A 20,655-nucleotide genomic window follows, 5' to 3' on the forward strand; every position below is an offset into this window, starting at 1 on the left:
CTCATCTCTCCTCTTCTTTGACCGCACGGATGAACGCGCGGATCAATGATTCGTCTTTCCGGTAATTCAGTTCGACACCGCTCGACACATCGACCATTGCCGGACGAACCTTTCGAATGGCTTCCTGTACATTTTCGCTCGTCAAACCGCCTGCCAGAATCATCTGGTTCCTAGGCAGATCACCTTCCAGTAGACTCCAGTCAAACACCTTCCCTGTCCCACCTTTATATTCAATGCCCGGCGTATCTACAAGGACATATTGAGTATTACATGAATTTATAAGTTCTTTGTCTTTCTTACTACGCATAGATATTACTTTAATAGAAGGAAGTCCTACATTTTGAATGAACTCCAGAGATTCATTTCCATGATATTGAATAAAATCAAGCGGCACTTCCTGAAAGGCCTGCCTGACTTCTTCCGCGCTTGGATTGACGAATACGCCAATTTTCATTACACATTTTGGAACATGCTCCGCCAATTGCTTTGCAAGTTGCATGGAAATCCGCCTCCGGCTCGGCGCAAATACAAAACCGATTGCGTCCGCTCCCGCGTGAACAGCGGCCTGCACATGTTCAGGCTCCATAAGACCGCAAATCTTCACCTTGGTCATCATGGTGTTCCCGCCTTTTTCACTCGCAAGCTTCGAACCGAATCCTGTACAGACGAACTCCGCATAAGCGTCTCTCCGACCAGGACTGCGCTCGCTCCCATATTTGCCACCCGAATGGCATCCTCTTCTCCGGCAATTCCACTTTCGCTAATTAACACACGCTTCTCGCCATAAGGAAAATGAGCGGCCACTTCTTCTGTTCTTGCAAGATCCACATGGAAAGTACGCAAGTCCCGGTTATTCACGCCAATCAACTTGGCATCAATTGAAAGTGCTCTTTGCAGCTCGCTTGGATCATGGACCTCCACGAGAACCTCCAATCCGAGTCCCGTGGCATAGTCGTACAGCCTTTTCAGTGTCATGTCGTCGAGCGCCGCCACAATAAGAAGAATAACAGAGGCACCCGCCTGTTTTGCCCGGTCAATCTGTACTTCATGAATCATAAAATCCTTGCAAAGAATCGGGATTTCCACATGGTCTGCAACACGTGATAAGTCGTCGAAGGATCCTTTAAAGAACGGTCCGTCTGTCAGGACGGAAATGCACGCTGCCCCAGCCTGTTCATACTGCTGTGCTTGCAGTACAGGATTTGCCCCTTCCGCAATCAACCCTTTGGAAGGGGAGGCACGTTTGATTTCTGCAATGACCTGTAAGTCATCCGCATTTTTCAAGGTTTGGAATAGTGAGGGCCGTGCTGGCCTATTTTGTTCGCAAGCCTTCGGTTCATCGATCAGCATGCGCTTCACTTCCAGTCGTTTCTCCTGCAAAATCGCATCTAAGATGGTCATTGGGCTACCACCTCCCGCTCGATTTGCTCACTATATTCGATGACAGCCTCCAGTTTCAGTTGCGCGCGGCCTGATAGAATACTGTCTTTCGCCAGATTAATTCCTGCTTTGATTGTCGGCACGGTTCCGTTTGCGAAAATGCCAATCCCGGCATTCAGGACAACCGTATCAAAACGGGGACCTCGCTCCCCCTTGAAAATTGACCGAATCATTTCCGCATTTTCCTCCGGGCTGCCTCCCTGTATGGCGGATGGCGGCGCATACGATAAACCGACATCCTCAGGCGTCAGGCTGAAAGGAATCAAATCTCCCTTATCGAGCAAGACAAATGAATTTTGTCCAGCAAGCGAAGCCTCATCCAGACCTCCAGGACCCGAAACAACAATGGCGCGCTCCCTGCCGAGCATCCGAAGAACGGAAGCATATTCCATCACAAAATCCGGACGGTGAATGCCGGTGAATTGCGACTTAATGCGAATCGGATTTGTCAGAGGACCGACCAAATTGAAAATGGTCGGCTTTCCAATACGTCGCCGGACCGCACCGATTTGTTTCATTTTCGGGTGGACCGTCGGAGCAAACAGAAAGGAGAGTCCCTCTTCCTCCAGCAGCCGCCCCATATCGGACACCTTCAAGTGCGAATGAATACCGAGCGCATCAAGAACATCATGGCTCCCCGACTGGCTCGATACTTTCCGGTTTCCATGCTTCGCCACCTTCACGCCGGCGCCCGCGAGGACAAAGGCGGATGCCGTGCTTATATTAAAACTGTTCGATCCGTCGCCCCCCGTCCCGCAATTATCCAAATAACGATCTTCCCGAACCGGGAACGGACTGGCATGGGAAGACATCACCGCAGCAAGCGCCGCCACTTCCGACGCCGTCTCCCCCTTCTTGGCAAGCGCCGTAAGGAATGCTGCCATCTCGTCTGGATCAACCTCTTCTGTAAACATTTCGTTGGCCACTGCTTCCATTTCTTCATATAGCAAATGGCGGCCTTCCTCAACTTTCCTCGTAAACTGTCTCATTACTCATCTCTCCTCCGCTCTTGTGTTCCGCTCGTCGTTTCATGCGGCGCGTGGTTGACTGGGTTTGGCGTACGGAACGGTTTTTCTGGCGCTCAGCTCGATTTTCTGGCGTTCAGCCTGATATTCTGGCGTTCAACTCGATTTTCTGGCGTTCAGCCTGATATTCTGGCGTTCAACTCGACTTTCTGGCGCTGAGCCCGGTTTTCTGGCGCTCAGCCCGATTTTCTGGCGTTCAGCCTGATATTCTGGCGTTCAACTTGATTTTCTGGCGTTCAGCCTGATATTCTGGCGTTCAGCCGGATATTCTGGCGTTCATCTCGATTTTCTGGCGTTCATCTCGATATTCTGGCGTTCAGCCCGGTTTTCTGGCGTTCAACTCGATATTCTGGCGTTCAGCCTGATATTCTGGCGCTCAGCCCGATTTTCTGGCGTTCATCTCGATTTTCTGGCGTTCAGCCCGGTTTTCTGGCGTTCAACTCGATATTCTGGCGTTCAGCCTGATATTCTGGCGTTCAGCTCGATTTTCTGGCGTTCAGCCCGGTTTTCTGGCGTTTGACCTGACTTTCTGACGTTCAGCTCGGTTTTCTGGCGTTCAGCCTGATATTCTGGCGGTCATTCAATTCAATCCATTCATCAGCAAAGACCTAGCTTTATTCTCCGTCTCCTTATACTCCAGTGCCGGCACTGATTCTTTTACGATTCCGGCGCCGGCTTGCACGATGGCTTTGCCGTCTTGGATCAGCATGGTGCGGATGGTGAGAGCGAAATCGATGTTGCCGTTCAGCCCGATGTAGCCGATGGCGCCGCCGTAGATGCCGCGGGAATCAGGTTCCAGTTGTGCAATAATATCCATCGCCACCCGCTTCGGCGAGCCGGTCACGGTACCGGCTGGCAACGTCGTTTGCAGCGCATCGAGCGCATGCAAGCCTGGCAATAAGATGCCTTCTACTTCGGATACGAGGTGCATGACGTGCTCATAGCGTACTGTTTCCATGCAGCTTGAAACATGAACCGTCTCCGCTTCGCAAACAGCCATCATCTCCCTTTTGCTTAACTCGACAAGCATCTGGTGTTCGGACAGTTCTTTCGGATCGTTTCGCAGCTCCTCTTCAAGAGCAATATCTTCGGCTTGGTCCTTTCCACGTCGGCGCGTTCCCGCGATTGGATTTGTCATGACGGTGTCACCTGATACCCGGACCAAACTTTCCGGAGAAGTGCCGATTACTGTATGATCCTCAAACTCCATGTAATACATATACGGAGAGGGGTTTCGCTTGCGCAGCTTGCGATATAGAACAAATGGGTCGCCTTCTATGTCGGCTTCCATCCGTCTCGAAAGGACAATCTGCTCCGCTGTTCCTTCGGCAATGAAGCGCTGTGCCTCCTCGACATTCGCTTCAAAGGTTTGCCGGGTTTGATTGCTTCGAAATTCGGACAAAGCTACCGGTTTCTCTTCTTCTACTGGCCCGTTTGTAATTTTGTCGGCCAATGCGTCCAGGTCCGGCACACTTCCCGTTTCAGGATGAATTTTGGTATGCAATAGTGTCACTTCATTTAGCAGATGGTCGAAAATGATGACGGTATCGTAAATATTGAAATTAGCATCAGGCAAACCCGATTCATCTGTCACCTCATCATTCACTTTTGCTGCCCCGTAGCCGACGTACCCAACGGCTCCTCCCATGAATGGATACGGTCCTGCTTCGGCAATCCTCGGCATGAGCCGTTTCAATAATGTAAACAACTCTCCCTCATGCGTATAGGACACACCCGTTTGATACACAAACTCCTCCACTTCCCTCGCTTTTCCGCGATACGCTTTAATTGGGTTGACGCCAATAAAGGAATACCTTCCTGATCCCTCATGCTGGGATGAACTCTCCAATAAAAAACGTTGCGTCCCTTGCAACCGCCTGAAAATCAAGATCGGCGTTAAGGAATCTCCTTCTATTTTCTTCTCTGTCATGCGTATACTCGTCTTCTCCATACACATCTCTCCTCATCTCATTCTGGAAAGAACAGCAAGAAACTGTGTTGCATAAGACGACTTATGTTGGACCGACACGCTTTCGCGGTGCTTTAATCACACAAAAAATCCTCTGCACCTGGACAGAAAAGTCCAGTTGCAGAGGACGGGTTACCCGCGTTGCCACCTCTTATTGAAGCCATTATTAGCTCCCGCTTGGCGTGTCAGTACGACACTTCCCGTAACGTGGGAATGACGTCCATCCGAAAATTCTCCAGATGGCTCTCATAAGTCCATTCACGCCGGCCGCGGATCAGTTCCCACCATCCACTGACTCTCTGCACACACGGCTTCAGCGCTACTCCTCTTATTCAACAATTTCTCAGCTATGCTCTTCTCCACTCATCTCTTCTGTCCTAGGGCGGCGCCGCTCCCGGCTCCTCTACCCGTTCCGAACAAAAAAGTTGTAATCACTTTACTATTCTTTCTTTCAATTGTCAACCTTTTGATAATATATGAGGTTAGCACAGGGAGTAGAAGGACCGGACCTTTTATTGATTCCATCAACTTTGCGTGGAAAGGACCGAAGCGATACAATAAGAGAAAGAATTTCGAAATCAGGTGACAAATCATATGCGAATCAACAAATTTTTAAGCGAAGCCGGCATTGTTTCCCGGCGCGGTGCGGATAAATGGATAGAAGATGGCCGTGTCACCATCAACGGCCAACCGGCTGAACTCGGCAGCCGCGTGGAACCGGGGGATGATGTCAAGGTGGATGGGAAGCCGGTCCAAACCGAAGAGCAGCTCGTCTATCTCGCCCTTAACAAACCCGTCGGCATTACGAGTACGACAGAACGCCATGTGGAAGGGAATGTCGTCGACTTCGTCAATCACCCGCTCCGCATCTTTCATATCGGGCGTCTCGACAAAGATTCAGACGGCCTCTTGCTTCTGACGAACGACGGCGACATCGTGAATGAAATATTGCGCGAGGAGCACGGACACGAGAAAGAGTATATCGTTACGGTCGACCGACCTATCACAAAAGAATTCATCCGCCAGATGGAATCAGGTGTCGATATTCTCGGCACGACGACCAAACCTTGTAAAGTGAAACAGCTGGGGCCGCGGAAATTCAATATTACCTTGACGCAAGGTCTTAACCGGCAGATCCGCCGCATGTGCTCGGCACTCGGCTATCATGTGCGGCGCCTTCAACGTACTCGGATTATGAACATCCATCTCGGCAACTTGCCTGTCGGAACGTGGCGGGATTTGACGGAGAAGGAGTTAAAAGAACTGTTCCACATGCTGAATTACAACCCTAAACGGTGATTATTTTACATTCAACATTTTATTACAATGCATAAAAAAGAGACGCTCTCTACTAACATCGAGACGTCTCTTTTACATTACTAATTCTCCAATGCCGATTGCTTCCCTTTCGCAACACTTCGCCGCCCGGCGTTCAATATTACGTACGTAGTTACTACGATCACTCCCGTCGCTCCCAACAACATAGCACATCCCATATTCACGCTGATTGCCGGGTTATTCAATAACGTGAGGATTTCCCCGTTGACGATTTTCGGGACGTTCAAGTACAGAAACGGAGAGAATTGGGCATAATCGTCCAGTTTCCAACTCACCAGGTACCCAGCCACGCTGATCAAGCCCGTCAAAGCATATACAACAAGCGGCTGACGTGCGACCAGCCCAATAATATTGGCGAGTGCGATAAGAAACAGGGTGACACACACATAGAGCAATAAGGCCTTCAGCAAATATTCACCAAGTGGCATGAACGTATAGCCGCCTTCGAATGCCCGGTTGCCGGTGAAATCAAACGACTGCTTTTCATAATTACTATGGTAGCGGAGGACTGGGTACATCCAGTCACCGAACCGGTTGAATAACGTTCCGACGAGCACAACGAATAGGAAAATGACCATAGCGCTGCCCGTAGCGACAACCGAAGCATGAATTGTTTTCCCAAGGAAAAGGGAACGCCGCCTGACCGGCATTGTCTCCAGCAAATGCAGTGTTGGCCGTTTCCCTCGTTCGCCGGAGAATCCTGAGCCAACGAGTAAGATCAGAAGGCACATCGGAATGAAAAACAGATAATCCCGGAACACCATATAAAGCGAGAATAAGCCGCTGTGATCCATGTTGCGGTACAACTTTCTACTCCATTCCTTCGCTTTTCGGTCCTCCGGCTTCCATTGTTCATGGATGTTTGAAATGTACGAACCCGGAAAAACTGGCTTGATGTTGTGCTCCTTCATCCATTCCTTTTGCAAGATAGCCGCTTCATAACCAAACAAGCTCTCGGGGATGTGGACGCCTTTCTTAGATTCCGCCACCATATCGAGCCTTCGATGATCTTCGAATAACTGATAGTCATACACCGGCGCCCACTTTTCCTCCTTGTAAGCGGCGGCCGCTGTGGCTGCAAGTGCCGCTCTTTCACGCGCCTCTGCAATCATGTCATTGTAATAATCGATATTGTGGCCATAGATAGACTCGCCGTTCTCGCCATTCTGATTCGCTTCCTCAATTGACTTCTCTGTTTCCCTAATCCTCTCCTCGAAATATGGTATCAGTTCATTTTCAGTTTGAAGCGGTTCGTTAGCGATCTTGCTAATCGTTTCACTCTCCTTCTCCTTTACCTGCTCCGCAAGGAATACATAGCCTGCGACAACCGCGATGGCGAGCACAACCATTATCTGGCCCAGCAAACCTCTGCGTTTGGATTTCCGCCATTCAAACGCACTCATTGTCAGAGCAGAAAGGAGACGATGCGGCCTTCCTTTCCTGTAAGGCTTTAGTTCTTCCGCCGCTTTAAACAGTCCTCGTGCTCCCTCCCGGAGGAAAATGGCTATCGTAATGAGCAAAGCGCACCAAAGCAATGCCGATATAGCATAGATCCACAATGGATAGTCAGGATAATCAGGTAAAAAACGGTTGCCGCGAAATAACTGAAAAGGGTTCCAAGGTACTTGGAGCATGTTCACAGCTTCAGTCAATACAACACCAAGCATTGTTAAGAAGCCGGTTAACATCACAGTTGAAAATGAACTTCTCAGCTGTGTGCCCATTACGAGCAAGAACGCGAAAAGAAAAGCACTTGCCCCGATGAACAACAAGGCGAGACTCCCCGCATATTGCCATGCTGGGATTATGGTGAATGCATCCCCAGTTTCCAGTAAGACAGGATAATTCCAGTCATTGAAGGAGTCAGCAAACATTGACGGTACTGTCCATCCTATGAGGAATACAATCCCCACATAAAGAAATGTGACCCATAGGAGACCGGCATACTTGGAAAGAAGGAATGATCTTCTCAATACCGGCTGCGTTCGTACCGTGAGTACTGTCTGTTGCTCTTTTTCATTCGTGTATACGCTTCCGAACAAGAGAAGTAGCAGCAACAGCCCAGCAGGTCCGAGCAAGATCATTGCCAGCTTATTCAGTTGCAAGAACGGAGAAACTGGGTACGTTTCGTTAGCATAAGGCAATTGATGCTCGATCAGATATTCATTTTTTACGATTGCCTTCTCTCTTTCTAGACCTTGCAACTTACTAAAGGAGCCTCCAGCCTCCTCTAATGTCTCTAAATTCACCAGAAACTCTTTCTCCTGCTCAGGGATGTCTCCCCAGCGCTTTTCATAAATCGTACTTTTCCAATGAAAGATAGCATTCGCCATATTGTTCAAACTAGTAAACTGATGCTTTTGTTCTTCCGTCAAGCTGTTCTCCCGGTCAAGCGGTCTCAGCTTTGCATATAATTGATCGGTCTCCATGACAATTGGAAAAATTTTTTCTTCCGCTTCTCTGACCATCAAATCCTGCTCTAACGAGTTTTGATAAAAGACCCACCCAGCACACAACAAAACGACTAGCAGCAACCAAATAAGCTTCTTCTGCCGCCAAATCTTCTTCAGCTCAAACTTCAACAAGCTCATTGGCCTTCGTCTCTTCCGTGAAGATTTTCCGGTATCGTTCCTCGGAGCCGAATACCTTCTTGTCAATATCGACTATCGTGACACCCTGGAAGCCTAATAAGCGCAACACACGATCGAGTTCGGCATCAGCTTGATACACATGCAATCTTCCATTGCTGTTTTCAAAAGGAATAGCTGCTGCCCGTAACGCACGTTCCGCCTCTTCCGGCTTATCGACCAGGATCTGATAGCGGATCTGTTCAAAGGCGGACATATCTTCTTGGATCAAACTCCCCTTCTTTAAAAACAAAATGGATGAAGTCACCCGATCGATTTCCGCCAAGTTATGCGAGGATAAAAGAATCGTCGTCCCCTCTTCTCGCAACGCCAGCAACAACTCCCGGACTCTGATGGCACTTGTCGGATCCAGGCCATTCAACGGTTCATCGAGAATCATCAATTTCGGTTGATTGACAACAGCCATGGCCAGCAAAAGATGTTGCTTCATGCCAAGCGAATAGTTCTTCACTTTCTTATTTAAATAACTTGTGATGCCAATCCGTTCTGCAGTTTTGAGCAGCTGTTTCTTTTTAAGCCCCTGCACATCGCAAATGAACTGCAGATGATCGTAACCTGTCAAATAGTCATACAGCACCGTATTGTCCTGCATAAAGGAAATCTCCCGGAATATGTTTGGATCCCGGTTGTTTTTTCCTAACACAGTCACTTCCCCTTTATCCGCCGGCAATAAGTTTGTAATGATATTGAGCAATGTCGATTTCCCCGACCCGTTCGGTCCGACGAGCGCAATAATTTGAGGCTCTGCAAGTTCAAAAGTGATCCCCTTTAACACCTGTTCCTTGCCGTATGATTTGTACACATCTTTTACAGATAAAATCATTTTCCATCCCCCTTACAAATCAGTTACTATCATCCTACCATAATTTTGAAGTTAAAGGGTGGAATTTTTAGATAATTTATTGTTTATAAGAGGTAATAGTTGAATTACACAAACAGAATCGTTGATAAATAAACTATAAAAGTAACCGTAATCCCACTTAGAATGGTTGAAAAAAGAACGGTCTGTGCGGCCAAATCGGGATAGACATCATATTCCAACGCAAGGCTCGAGCTATTCCTGGATGTGGGGAATGAACTTGCTATAAATAAGGATTGAGCCACAACACCGTCCAGCCCCAAAAGAAAAATTAGCAATAATGATACCGCAGGCCCAATGACCAGCCTTCCTATACTGCTAACAATAATTGTCCGGTTAACAATTGTCCGGATTTGTATTTGTGCCAACTGGGCTCCCAACAAGATGAGAGCAATCGCCAAAAACGCATCTGACAGATGAGAGATCGGAGTCCAAAGAAAACCTGGAATGGGAACATGCAGTCCATTCAGCAACCCGCCAAGAAGCATTGCGTGAAGAACCGGCATTTTCAATAACGACTTGATAATTTCCCATCCCGATTTCGTTGCAGCGATCAAATTATAGAGACCATATGTATACGTTAAGATATTTTGGAACACCATGACGATAATTTGAATGGATATGCCAAGAGGGGTCGCTTGAAAGAGTAGCTGGCTAACCGGTATTCCATAATTTCCTGAGTTAATTAACGAAATGCTGTTTTTAAAAATGGCCTCTTCTCCTTTTTCTAATCGCAATATCTTGCTCAGGAAGCCGGTAACCAAAATGAGTAACACGCTAAACACCACTAGGTAACCGATGATTTCAAGCAGGACTTGCCCATCGATCTCCGTCTCATACAAGTTAATAAAAACAGCGGCCGGCATGAGACAGTATGTTATCAAATTAGAAATGGCGCGTAAGTTGAATGAAAACTTCCGTTGTAAACCTGCGCCAATTACAACAAGAAGTAAAATGGGCACAATCACTTGAATAAAAATAGTTCCAATGAACATGTTGACCTCCAGTGATACCGTTTTCTGAAATCTCTTCCTTTGAGTATACAAGAAAATAAGATTCCGAGGGTTCCCTCTCTTGATTACATTGGCCATAAATAAAAAGAGACAGACTCGACGGATTCGAGTTTGCCTCCAATGACAGCTTATCAACTAGCTTGATATTCCTTCATACTCCTCTCGATCACAGGCTTGCTTAACGTAACAGCTACAGTCACTAAAATGACGGCAGCGGAAAATAAATTCACGGGGAAATAGACACCTTTTTCATATAAAAGTCCATAAAGAATCGTACCTATCGGAATGAGAACCATGGATAAGGCGCTATTCATGGAAAAAACCCGGCCTTTATATTCATCCGGAACGGTCTTTTGCATGTAGGACGACAAAGGAATGGAGATAAATTGAAATACCCCTGCCATCATGAACCCCACAAACGCTGTAAATGCCATCGATAGAGCCGTCTCGATCTCATAATAAACTGGAAGTGTAAAGGAAAGTAAGAAGATCGCTACAACGACGAAAGCATATTTGATCACATGGAGCGGATTATAAATCTTCACTTTCGATAAGAGAAGACTACCGGTTAACGCGCCCAATCCAAAAATGGCACCAACAATTCCAACCTGATACGGGGTAAATTTCAACTCTTTAATCATGATGGTTTCAGGCAATACACTGAAACTGGCGACACCGACAAAATTGATAATTACCGATAAGATCACTATTTTTTTCAGAACCTCTGCTTTTCGAATATAGTGATAGCCAAATGTGATTCTATTTCCAAAACGCTTGAACCAATTTGCTGCCTCTTCTTGTTCGACTTCATATGTTTGTTTGTCAAATTTCAAAAAGACATTCGAAAACAAGGAGATTAGCTGCATGATCAAAAAGATGACAACCATTGCTTGCAAGGACAGAAAGCCGTAGATGACTCCTGCCAAAATCGGTCCCAGCAGTCCAATCGTTGTTCTGTAAGTCCCAATTTTCCCTAACGTCTTTTGGATGTTTTCCTTATCAAAAAGCTGGGTCAAGCTTGCGTCGAACGCATTTCCGATAACCGGGGTGATGATCGATCGAATAGCCGTGATGAGAAAGAGCACATAAATATGGAAACCGAACACACCAATATAAACGGACAAGAACAACAAGGTTAGAGCCGAAAGCGCCTCAAAGGTAATGACAATCGTTTTACGGTCTTTACTGTCGACGATTACGCCCGATAGAGGCAAAGCAAGTATCGCGCCAATACTTAAAATGGCAGTGTTAATTGAAAAATAAAGTGCTGACCCCGTTTCCTGCAAAATGAAATATGAAATCGCAAACGTGTACACTGATCCCCCCAGCCAAACGACAACTGTGCTCAGCATATAAATAAAATAGTTCTTCCTCATTTCCCCAAGCCCCCTTTTGAATTTTCATGACCCCTTTATTTCAAATTAACTAACCAGACAACGAAATACCTCCTCCAAAAGTTAAATTTAATTTAACAAAAGAATAGCACGCCCCCTCTTCCATTACAAGCGAAAGTTAAATATAATTTAACTATATAGATGGAGGAGAGGGGAATTAACTTTGAGTACTTTAGGTGATCGAATCCGGTCGCTGCGAAAACAGCGGAAATTGACATTGGAGGCGTTGGCTGGAGATAAATTGACAAAGGCAATGCTCAGCTATATTGAGAACAATAAGGCGAAGCCCTCGATGGAAAGCCTTTCGTATATCGCAGGGCGGCTGGGCGTTGAAGTGTCCGAGCTATTGGAAGAAGTGAGTACGCAGGAATTGCGGGATGTAGTGAAGAGAGTAGAGAAGCTGCTCCATAGTACGGAGGAAGATAAACACTGGAAAATTATCAGTTTGGTCGAACCATATGTAGACAGATTACATAACGGCTACGAAGCCGCAAGACTGTTGGAGATCTATAGCCAATCCCTTTATTACGAAAAGAAGGACGGCTGGAAAGCATTGATGGAGAAGGCTGCTGTTCTGTATGATCAACTGAATCTAACAAGCCGCCTGGCAGCCATCGGTATTTTCCAGGCGATGGTGAAGTTTAGGGAACATAAATATAAGGAGGCCTTAGCAAAATTATTGGACGAACGCTCGAAAATGGAAGAGCGGAATGGTCTTGCAGAGCCCCTTACCCGCCTGGATTTTGATTATGTAGAGGCATTTCTTCAATTCGCTGTCGGGAACGCCGACGAAGCAATCCGAGCCATGAACGAAGGAATCGAATTTTCAAGAGGACTGCAGATCTTCTATCGCCTTCCCCACCTGTATCAGCTGGCGATCTTTAATGCACTGATGAAAGAGGAGCAAGCCTCCATGGAGTATTATGAGGAAAAAATTCTTTTGTACGGGGAACTTGCTGATGATCGAGACGCAATCCCTTTCATCAACTATATTACTATCCACTACTTAACTTCTTACAAAAAAGCATATGCAGAAGCGTTGGAGCTTGTCCAAGCCCATCAAGCCGAGTATGGCGTCGACGAGCGGCATACTACCTATTCTTTCATGGAGGAGAAAGGAAAAGCGCTGTATGGACTTGAAAGATATGAAGAGGCTCTCGTTTGTTTAAATAAAGTGAGCATTCCTGATTATGCACATCATCCTTTTGACTTGTCTATCCTATACGAGAAGGATGCATATGCGGCGCTATGTCATGTAGCCCTCGGGAATGAAACGGAAGCGAAGCGGTTGAGTTCAATAGCGGTTGAGAATATTTCAAGCATGCCGCACACTCCTTATAAGGAATTTATTATGGAGACATACGAGTCAATTTGTCAGAAGTGATAGGGTTCGAACTTCTACCATACAAAAAGGCAGCCCACTTACGGGAGGCTGCCTTTTCATTACGCGGCTACTCTTTTACTCTTAGCATAGAATCCAAGGAGACCCAGCAAGAACAATAAGCAACCCAAGATGCCTAATGCTGCCGCACCACTTTGCAAACTAATGCCAGGATTGAAAGCAATTGCAGCAAGCTCACCATTCAGCACACGGTGCATGTCCACATACGTAAATGGATTATAAGCGGACTCAGGGATCACTTTCATACCGCCAAATAGGATAGCCCCTGTCACAAGGGCTGTAATGATCGGGTTCCGGATAGCGAGCGCAAGTAGGAAGTACAGGGAGTAGACGACGAATGTCAGAATAACGCCCAATAAGAGGACTTCCTTTACATATTTGCTGACCGGGATGAAGTGAAACTGGTCTTTATCCGGATTGAGTGCGTTATATTCACTGCCGTACGGGTTAGGCTCTCCTCCTTCATAAATGAGAACAGGATACTTTGCGCTGCCTATCCCATTGCCAAACTCACCACTTAGAATGATAGCGCCAAGCATCATGCCAACAAAAGCGATTGTTATAATCAAACCGCTAAAATATTTCGTTAGAAAAATGGTTGTCCTTGGCACAGGCTGGACGAAGTGAAGCTGAATGCTCCTTTTCTTCTTGCCATTTTCTGATGAGACGCTATTTGCAAAGAGGAAACAGCCGAACAATATGATGATAGGTATGAGGAACTTCTGGACCAGGCTATAAAAATAGGTAAACCCGGTGTCACCATAACGAGCCGTTAGCTGTTCCCACGCAGTTTGCGCTCTTCCCGTAAATTGGTCGTAAATGGTCGGATGCAGTAAAAAAAACGATGTTGTTTGTACAACTGGCTCCACTCTATTTTTCTCCAACCATTGCAGCTCCTCCATTGTCGCCCGCAATGTGAAAGACTGAACGAGCTGATCCTCAACACCGAGACTCCCCCTGTCGTCAAGAAAGACATCTAAATCGGCGATCTCTTCAGCAAGAATTGGTTCCCAATTCCTGTTTGTATAATTAACAATCCAGCGTTCCCGATTTTCGATAGATTGTTTGAACCTTTCTATATGGCCATCCAAAGCAGCTGCCGCCTCTTCATCACCCTGTTTTTCAGCAGCGGCTTTTTCAGCTTCCGCATCCTCTATATACAAATGATATTGGCTAATCGAGGTTTCCTTTTTCTTTATATTCCCCTCGCGCATACTTTCGGCCACTTTAAAATGATAATAAGAAAAAATGAGAATTGCGAGCAACGACAAGGCTGTCGCTATCCAAATCGACTTTTTCTTCATCAGCTTTTTAAGCTCAAACGTGAATTGTCTCATTTTGCAACCCCCCGCCTTTGATTACTCCACATCGCAGCAAACAAGAGGACAATCGAAACGATGAGCAGAACAAGTATACCGCCAGGATAAAAGGCTGGCTGTGTAAGAATTACCTGATTTCCACTTACATATGTAAAGGGATTTAGGAATACATCCATTCCATTACGCGCCAACATCCATCCCCCAGTAAAGAGTGCTGTGATGATGACACTTGAAACAATCGTCTGTCTGAATCCGAAGCCGATCAAGGTCACCATGGTTGCAGCAAAAAACAGGGTGCCGGCACTGTAAAGAACGGCTTCATTAATATAGGAGCCTACACGCATTAATTCACCTGATGTAAGCAATAATGGATAATCAAAGATCTGTTCCCTCGTTTCCATCACGAGTGTAGGAAGCAGATAGGAAAGAAGTAAGAAATAGACGAGCCAGGCCATAGCCACCAGCAGCAAAGAGATAAACTTGACTAGCACAAGCCTCCATCTAGGCACAGGGAAAGCGTACACCATTCGCATATTCCGGTCTTCAAACTCTCGCGTAATCGATATGCCCAGCAATAGAAAAAGCACAGTATAGCCAACCGGGTTGAGGACAAGCACCATCATCTGCTTCATGAATAATGGCGGCTGATTAGAACGATCAGGATCCTCCTTTGGCAAACCGAGCGCCAACAGCTGTTCGTTAAGGCTGATCGTATCCTCTAGATCTGCGTGGCTCATCGTGTACCTCCCTCGTGCATCTTTAAAAGCCATTGCACTTCGAGACACTTCAATTTCCCCTTGCAGTTCGTCTTCCCATAGACCCTTACTAATAGAATCGATCAGCTCATTCAGCTTGTCTTGAAGATCAAGACCCTTATTTAAACGGAGTTCCAGCTCTTCACTCGGCTCGTCCTCCATCCTCATAAGGTCCGTTCTGTTTTGACTACTTACGTCTTGCAGATGATTTGAGAATGACTCAACTTTTTCAGCAGTTACCATATCCTGTTGAAGAACGTTTCGGATGAATACCGCGCCAATTAAAAGAAGTGTTCCTATAGTCAGGAAGAATAGGAGTCTTGTCCGGGTCATTTTCTTTAACTCAAATAACAGCAGTCTCATAGCGACCCCACTTCGAATACTTCTTCATACCGCTTTTCTGATCCAGTAATCTCCTTCTGCATATCAAGTACATCGACATCCGACTGTTGAAGTAGATCCAGGAGGGATTGAAATTCATGAGAACCTAGAAGTATCCGAAAACCATATTCCGTCTCATCGAAAACAAAAGCCTTTTCTGTGAGCAGTTCCTTCAGAGGGGATTTCTTCTTAACCGTAACTTGGTAATAAACTTGCTCGTATTGATCCATGTTTTCCTCAATGAGCTTTCCATCTTTCAGAAAAAGGATTTGTTTCGTGACCCGATCGACTTCCGATAGATTATGAGAAGATAAGATGATGGTCGTTCCCTTGTCAGCCAGCTCTAGCAGAATTCTCCTCATCATGATCGCACTCGTTGGATCCAGACCATTCAGTGGTTCATCGAGCAACAGCAACTTCGGCTCGTTAATAATAGCCATCGCAAGCAAGAGATGCTGTTTCATTCCAAGTGAATAATTTCCCACTGTTTTGCGCAAATAATTTTCCATACCAACGTAACTTGCCACTTCCTTGATTCGTTTAGCCGGTATTCGATGCATATCACAAACATATTTCAAATGATCATAGCCCGTCAGATAGTCGAACAAGACTGTATTGTCCTGGAGAAACGAGACCTCCTTGAAAACCTTATAATTCTTATTCGACTTACCGACCAGCTCCACACTTCCGGAAGTGGCAGGGATTAAGTTCGTCACGATATTCAAGAATGTCGTCTTTCCAACACCGTTCGGTCCAACGAGCGCCCAAATGCCGGGAGAATCGATTGTCAGGGAAATATCCCGCAACACTTGCTGCTTTTTGTATTGTTTAGAGAGGTTCTTTATCGCTACTATCACTAGTCATCACCCTTTTCCTATATTGAATGTACGATTGGATCTTATGCTCAACATTCGGTTATACTGTCGGCCTGACACCATAAAACTGTTTATACATCTCTTCCAGATTACGCTTACTCCGATTAACGGATTGAATGCCCACTCCATTCCTTAAGAGCCACTCCAGGTATTTCTCCACATTCTCTGCAGGGTCTGTCAGGATTCTGTTATGGAGCCATTGATAGGGCAGTCCACTTTCCGCCATCATTTCAGCCAATTTCGTTTCAACAGAAATGTTTACTTCAATTTCATAGGGCTCGTTCACATCCAGCTCCATGTCGGTTTTGTACAGTTTTCCGTCTTTAATGAACCAGATTGTACTTGTCAGATCCTCCAAAATATCCAAATTGTGCGTTGACACAAGAATACCGATCCCTTTGGCTTGCAGATTGCGGATCAATTCTTTTAATTCAATGGTACTTGTCGGATCCAATCCATTGAAAGGTTCATCCATCAAAATGACGAGTGGCTTCGTTAAGATGCTCAGCGCAATTAGCAGATGCTGTCTCATGCCGTAAGAATAAGATTTAACAGGTTGATTGACATAGGTGCGAATCCCAATTGTATCTACAACCTCATCGATTTCCTTCTTATCCAATCCATAGATGTTTGCCACAAAAACCAAATGGTCGTAACCCGTCAAATGCATATATAGATAGTTATCACTCGGTAGAAAAGAAACATATTTAAAAAAATCCGGGTTTTGATTTGAGATGCCTTGGACTGCGACTGATCCACGCTCCACGTCTTCTAATGCGAGGATGGAGCGCATTAAAGTGGACTTTCCCGCTCCATTTGGGCCAACGAGTCCAATGACCTCCCCTGCCTTCATTTCAAACGTAATGGCTTGTAAAACATTCCGCTTCCCATACGTTTTGGTAAGTTGGTCGACTTGTAAAACGGTCATGAACTCATCCTCCTCTTCCTTCCTGATACCCATCCTACAATGAACAAAAGAAGCCCAGTGGCGAATAGACTAATGCATCCGTTGATGAAGTTTACCTGTGTCGAGCTTGCCACAATCGACTTCCAGCCATCGACAATGTTCCATGTATCGAAGTACACGAATGGATTTACATACATGAAAGGAGTAGCTATATATTGATTGGCCACAAAGTAGCCGAGAAAACTTACTAGCAACGTAATAATGATCGTGGCGTAATGATTTTTTAGCCATCTTCCCACCAACGTAAATAAACCATTTAGGAAAAAGACTTGACCCATGACAAGGATTCCACTTTTCAATATAAGCACGAGCAAACTTTCGAAGGAAAAGTTAACATTATCTTGGTTTGAATAAAACATTCCATCAGTTGAATTTCCGCCTTCTCCATCCTCACTTGTTTGCAATGTAAGAGTAAAACTATTATCATTTCCCGAATTGGCATAAACCAATATCGGGTATTGAGATTCTCCGGTTCCACCAATAAAAGAACTGATTAAAAAAATGCTGCCGGCGCTTATTAAAAGCAATCCATAAGCGATCATCATATTGTAAATCCACTTATTCAGATAAATGGATCGTAATAAAATCGGCTTCGTTTTTAAGAAATGAATAGACGGAGTGGGTCGCTGTTCATCTGACAAACTCGTCCACAGCAAGAGAATGAACACGCTAAGCGCAAGCCACATCACATTCCAATCGAATAGCTTATAAAACGTAAATAAGCCGCTATTATCATATTTTGTGTTTCTCTCCTGTGATGCTTTCAACAACTTGTAACGATCGAAGTCCGTTGCAACGCTAGGATCCTGAAAGTGAGAAATCCACTGATCTCCAATCGGCCACGGTGTGATGCCTTTCTCTTCTAAAATATGCCGTTGTTCTTCGGAAGCCATTACCGTTACAGTCCAGAAGGAACGATCGAGCTCTTTATAGGATGTGTATGTGTTTAGCCTATTCATTGTTTCACGATACGTATCGGAAAAGTCGGGGGAATGAATATCTTTCTTTAACTCTTCCAGCACGTGATATTCATAGACATAACCTTCAATCATCTCTACATAAGGATTCTCTTCCTCAAGCTCCGTTTCTTCCTCATCGGATTCTTGTAACCTGATTTCTCTTTCTGTATCAAACTCGTCTGAAAGGACTTTCCAATGCAGTTGCTGTTCAATTAGGATATTCTGCAAGTCCTCAATGACTTTTAAATAGGTAACGGGAAGCTTTTCATATTGTTGATTCACAATAATAAAGTTTCCACCCATAATACCGATCAGTAGAATCAATGAAAAAAGCAGATGACCTTTTCGTTTCTTCTTGATATGCTCGAATTGTAAAAGCTTCAGCTTACCTTTCGGTTGGTATTGTTTCTTCGTTGAAGAAGATGCCTTTATGCTTAAAGCCAGTCGCCTACTTTTAAAAATCGGATAAGAAACAGCCAGAAGAATAAGGAGTAAGACGAACATACCTAGTAAAAAGGCTATAAAACCATGAGCTGGCAGCAAATTGCTCTCGAACGAAACGATTAAATGAATTGGGTTCCACATAAAGAATCCCAATTGCGCTTGTACAATATAAGCAACGGTAAGTGACAATCCAACCGCCGCAAATACCGCACCAAGCGGAAATCGCATCTTAAAAAGGCAGAGTGCCAGCACTGTCAGCAATGAAACAAAAATCCCCCAAGCGATCGGGAGGTACAGTAACCACTTCCAAACAGGCACCAATATTGTTTCTGCTCCGTTAATAACTTCGATCGGATAATAGATGGTATCAATATTTCCAGTCAACAATGCCGGCAATAAAGAAAAGACACTTGCCACAGCTATGTATCCTAATATGATAAGGAGAAACGGAAATAAGTAGCCATAATAGATAGTGGTGTTTGATAAGGAGTGGATCTTTAAGAAATCAAATATTCGATTCTGTTTATCCGCTACATACTTGTAGCTAAAAATGAGTAGGAATAAGAAGGCGGTTATTGGACTGAATAAGAGAAAGAAAACTTGCTTTGCAAATAATGCTGTTGTAGATGGTGTTTTTTGTTCTGTAAAAGGTAACTCCTTATCCTTTAAAATTTCTACTTTTTTTTGTTCAACCTGCAATATAGAAACATTATTGTAGTTAATAAAATTATAGTTTACATATTCTTCATATTCCTTTAAGTACGCTAGATTTTCGAAGGAAATGTTTAAATCATTATCAGATAGTTTATCTACTATCTTTTTAAGATATTCCTCTTGAAGCAATAGACTATCTAATGCATTCTGTTGCTCTTCAGGCAGGCCGATATTTCGTTTCTTATTTAGTGTTTTGCCAATTAAAAAATTGACAGTTTCTTTCCGACTCTCAAAAGTTTCCTGTAGCTCTTTTAGGGTACTCTCAGATTGCATGCCGTTAATTGCCTGGAAAGATACTATGAATAAAATAATTGCAAGTGGTAGCATATAGATATATTTACTTTTTATAATTCCCTTTATAAAAAAGTCGATAACTCCCTTCATCCTATACCCCCAAGACCATTTAAATTAATATTTTTCTATCTAGTCTCTATCAATTACAAAAATCTCCTTTAAGTAATCCCTTCAGAGCGCTGAGGTCTACTTAAAGGAGATAGATATTAATGTGAAAGAGTCACTGTTTAATCTTCTAATTTTGTTTCCACAGGTGCATAAGGACCTACAGAAATATATCCAGAGAAAAATGAATAGTTCCCAGAACTATCTGCAAACCCACGATTATAAATATATCCAGAATAAGTTTTTCCGTTTCGTGTTTCAGTTACCCACATGGATTTGGAATAAGTAAATGGCACTGTTCTACTAACAAAAATTTCATCTGCTGCTGGAGAAACTACTGGTTCAAGATTTTCAGCAGCTTGTACATTTGATCCCTGTGTCGAAAAACCAAATCCCAAAGCAAGTATTAGACTTAAACTAATCACTTTAAATTTCTTCATAAAGCTATTCCCTCCGTTTTATATGGTTTTTCAGCGAAAAAACGCGGAATATCGGCCGATAATTCCTACAATTCAATCATTCCATATAAAACCGCATAAATCTATATCTTTTTTTTGCACAAATATCTTGAAGAACTTCTGGTTTTAGTAATGAATTCTAGAGAAGATTGTACAAATATATGTTTACCTTCCTTCCCCGTTGCTACCTCCTAGTACTTCGGGCAATTCTTCCCTCTCACTACTCGCATTCAACTCAGTATTTCCACTAAAACAAAGCAAAACAATAAGCATTGCCCATAACCATTTTTTCATTT

Annotated in this window: 18 protein-coding genes and 1 other annotated feature; of the genes, 3 read left to right on the forward strand and 15 right to left on the reverse strand. The window is 44.6% G+C overall.

The genetic code is table 11. The annotated features are described in order from the left end of the window. Position 1: 1 nt before the first annotated feature. From ACSW3C_RS08150 to trpD, 3 genes are read right to left on the reverse strand one after another with little or no spacing between them, the layout of a single operon-like run. A complete protein-coding gene (locus ACSW3C_RS08150; protein WP_486561972.1) occupies positions 2-616 on the reverse strand; it encodes a phosphoribosylanthranilate isomerase in 615 nt (204 codons plus the stop codon). After that, positions 613-1,401, reverse strand: a complete 789-nt coding sequence (gene trpC / locus ACSW3C_RS08155) for an indole-3-glycerol phosphate synthase TrpC (RefSeq protein ID WP_486561973.1) — start codon at positions 1,399-1,401, stop codon at positions 613-615. Before trpC ends, ACSW3C_RS08150 begins: the two co-directional genes overlap by 4 nt. Beyond that, on the reverse strand, positions 1,398-2,429 hold the full coding sequence (gene trpD / locus ACSW3C_RS08160; protein WP_486561974.1) for an anthranilate phosphoribosyltransferase: 1,032 nt from the start codon (positions 2,427-2,429) through the stop codon (positions 1,398-1,400). The genes trpC and trpD overlap by 4 nt, the downstream gene beginning before the upstream one ends. Positions 2,430-2,483: 54 nt before the next feature. Between trpD and ACSW3C_RS08165 the strand changes: the two genes are divergently transcribed. Next, entirely contained in the window at positions 2,484-2,624 is a 141-nt protein-coding gene (locus tag ACSW3C_RS08165) for a hypothetical protein (protein ID WP_486561975.1), read from the forward strand. 421 nt (positions 2,625-3,045) lie between these two features. Here ACSW3C_RS08165 and ACSW3C_RS08170 read toward each other — a convergent pair whose 3' ends face one another. Then, positions 3,046-4,416, reverse strand: coding sequence for an anthranilate synthase component I family protein (locus ACSW3C_RS08170; RefSeq protein ID WP_486561976.1), 1,371 nt, complete (start codon positions 4,414-4,416; stop codon positions 3,046-3,048). Positions 4,417-4,554: 138 nt separating this feature from the next. Beyond that, positions 4,555-4,779, reverse strand: a binding site (T-box leader). 249 nt (positions 4,780-5,028) lie between these two features. On the opposite strand from ACSW3C_RS08170, the gene rluF reads away from it, so the two are divergent. Then, the gene (gene rluF, locus ACSW3C_RS08175; RefSeq protein WP_486561977.1) at positions 5,029-5,733 is read left to right on the forward strand and encodes a 23S rRNA pseudouridine(2604) synthase RluF; all 705 of its coding nucleotides are present in this window, start codon (positions 5,029-5,031) and stop codon (positions 5,731-5,733) included. 80 nt (positions 5,734-5,813) lie between these two features. On the opposite strand, the gene ACSW3C_RS08180 is transcribed toward rluF, so the two are convergent. The 4 genes from ACSW3C_RS08180 to ACSW3C_RS08195 form a co-directional block, all read right to left on the reverse strand. Beyond that, complete coding sequence (locus ACSW3C_RS08180; RefSeq protein ID WP_486561979.1) at positions 5,814-8,363, reverse strand: ABC transporter permease subunit; 2,550 nt, start codon at positions 8,361-8,363, stop codon at positions 5,814-5,816. Further along, entirely contained in the window at positions 8,344-9,243 is a 900-nt protein-coding gene (locus ACSW3C_RS08185) for an ABC transporter ATP-binding protein (protein WP_486561980.1), read from the reverse strand. The genes ACSW3C_RS08180 and ACSW3C_RS08185 overlap by 20 nt, the downstream gene beginning before the upstream one ends. Before the next feature lie 104 nt (positions 9,244-9,347). After that, positions 9,348-10,274, reverse strand: a complete 927-nt coding sequence (locus tag ACSW3C_RS08190; RefSeq protein WP_486561981.1) for an AEC family transporter — start codon at positions 10,272-10,274, stop codon at positions 9,348-9,350. Positions 10,275-10,423: 149 nt separating this feature from the next. Beyond that, complete coding sequence (locus ACSW3C_RS08195) at positions 10,424-11,668, reverse strand: MFS transporter (RefSeq protein ID WP_486561983.1); 1,245 nt, start codon at positions 11,666-11,668, stop codon at positions 10,424-10,426. 181 nt (positions 11,669-11,849) lie between these two features. Here ACSW3C_RS08195 and ACSW3C_RS08200 point away from each other — a divergent pair, with 181 nt between their 5' ends. Next, positions 11,850-13,070, forward strand: a complete 1,221-nt coding sequence (locus tag ACSW3C_RS08200; protein WP_486561985.1) for a helix-turn-helix domain-containing protein — start codon at positions 11,850-11,852, stop codon at positions 13,068-13,070. 59 nt (positions 13,071-13,129) lie between these two features. Here the strand turns inward: ACSW3C_RS08200 and ACSW3C_RS08205 are convergent, their stop codons facing one another. From ACSW3C_RS08205 to ACSW3C_RS08235, 7 genes are all read right to left on the reverse strand, one after another. Further along, positions 13,130-14,425 (reverse strand): ABC transporter permease, encoded by a 1,296-nt coding sequence (locus tag ACSW3C_RS08205; RefSeq protein WP_486561986.1) that lies wholly within the window; start codon positions 14,423-14,425, stop codon positions 13,130-13,132. Next, positions 14,422-15,525 (reverse strand): ABC transporter permease subunit, encoded by a 1,104-nt coding sequence (locus ACSW3C_RS08210; RefSeq protein WP_486561987.1) that lies wholly within the window; start codon positions 15,523-15,525, stop codon positions 14,422-14,424. Before ACSW3C_RS08210 ends, ACSW3C_RS08205 begins: the two co-directional genes overlap by 4 nt. Beyond that, a complete protein-coding gene (locus ACSW3C_RS08215) occupies positions 15,522-16,400 on the reverse strand; it encodes an ABC transporter ATP-binding protein (protein ID WP_486561988.1) in 879 nt (292 codons plus the stop codon). The genes ACSW3C_RS08210 and ACSW3C_RS08215 overlap by 4 nt, the downstream gene beginning before the upstream one ends. 58 nt (positions 16,401-16,458) lie before the next feature. Next, a complete protein-coding gene (locus ACSW3C_RS08220) occupies positions 16,459-17,346 on the reverse strand; it encodes an ABC transporter ATP-binding protein (protein ID WP_486561989.1) in 888 nt (295 codons plus the stop codon). Then, a complete protein-coding gene (locus tag ACSW3C_RS08225) occupies positions 17,343-19,886 on the reverse strand; it encodes a hypothetical protein (RefSeq protein ID WP_486561991.1) in 2,544 nt (847 codons plus the stop codon). The genes ACSW3C_RS08220 and ACSW3C_RS08225 overlap by 4 nt, the downstream gene beginning before the upstream one ends. Before the next feature lie 137 nt (positions 19,887-20,023). Beyond that, the gene (locus ACSW3C_RS08230) at positions 20,024-20,341 is read right to left on the reverse strand and encodes a hypothetical protein (RefSeq protein ID WP_238080072.1); all 318 of its coding nucleotides are present in this window, start codon (positions 20,339-20,341) and stop codon (positions 20,024-20,026) included. A 183-nt stretch (positions 20,342-20,524) separates the two neighbouring features. Further along, entirely contained in the window at positions 20,525-20,653 is a 129-nt protein-coding gene (locus tag ACSW3C_RS08235) for a hypothetical protein (RefSeq protein ID WP_269135887.1), read from the reverse strand. Positions 20,654-20,655 lie beyond the last annotated feature (2 nt).

The organism is Sporosarcina sp. AD_1, from assembly GCF_057373025.1.

Coding starts and splice junctions, on each gene's coding strand:
- ACSW3C_RS08150 (WP_486561972.1), bottom strand. CDS start 616: ATGATGACCAAGGTGAAGATTTGCGGTCTTATGGAGCCTGAACATGTG.
- trpC (WP_486561973.1), bottom strand. CDS start 1,401: ATGACCATCTTAGATGCGATTTTGCAGGAGAAACGACTGGAAGTGAAG.
- trpD (WP_486561974.1), bottom strand. CDS start 2,429: ATGAGACAGTTTACGAGGAAAGTTGAGGAAGGCCGCCATTTGCTATAT.
- ACSW3C_RS08170 (WP_486561976.1), bottom strand. CDS start 4,416: ATGGAGAAGACGAGTATACGCATGACAGAGAAGAAAATAGAAGGAGAT.
- rluF (WP_486561977.1), top strand. CDS start 5,029: ATGCGAATCAACAAATTTTTAAGCGAAGCCGGCATTGTTTCCCGGCGC.
- ACSW3C_RS08180 (WP_486561979.1), bottom strand. CDS start 8,363: ATGAGCTTGTTGAAGTTTGAGCTGAAGAAGATTTGGCGGCAGAAGAAG.
- ACSW3C_RS08185 (WP_486561980.1), bottom strand. CDS start 9,243: ATGATTTTATCTGTAAAAGATGTGTACAAATCATACGGCAAGGAACAG.
- ACSW3C_RS08190 (WP_486561981.1), bottom strand. CDS start 10,274: ATGTTCATTGGAACTATTTTTATTCAAGTGATTGTGCCCATTTTACTT.
- ACSW3C_RS08195 (WP_486561983.1), bottom strand. CDS start 11,668: ATGAGGAAGAACTATTTTATTTATATGCTGAGCACAGTTGTCGTTTGG.
- ACSW3C_RS08205 (WP_486561986.1), bottom strand. CDS start 14,425: ATGAGACAATTCACGTTTGAGCTTAAAAAGCTGATGAAGAAAAAGTCG.
- ACSW3C_RS08210 (WP_486561987.1), bottom strand. CDS start 15,525: ATGAGACTGCTGTTATTTGAGTTAAAGAAAATGACCCGGACAAGACTC.
- ACSW3C_RS08220 (WP_486561989.1), bottom strand. CDS start 17,346: ATGACCGTTTTACAAGTCGACCAACTTACCAAAACGTATGGGAAGCGG.
- ACSW3C_RS08225 (WP_486561991.1), bottom strand. CDS start 19,886: ATGAAGGGAGTTATCGACTTTTTTATAAAGGGAATTATAAAAAGTAAA.
- ACSW3C_RS08230 (WP_238080072.1), bottom strand. CDS start 20,341: ATGAAGAAATTTAAAGTGATTAGTTTAAGTCTAATACTTGCTTTGGGA.
- ACSW3C_RS08235 (WP_269135887.1), bottom strand. CDS start 20,653: ATGAAAAAATGGTTATGGGCAATGCTTATTGTTTTGCTTTGTTTTAGT.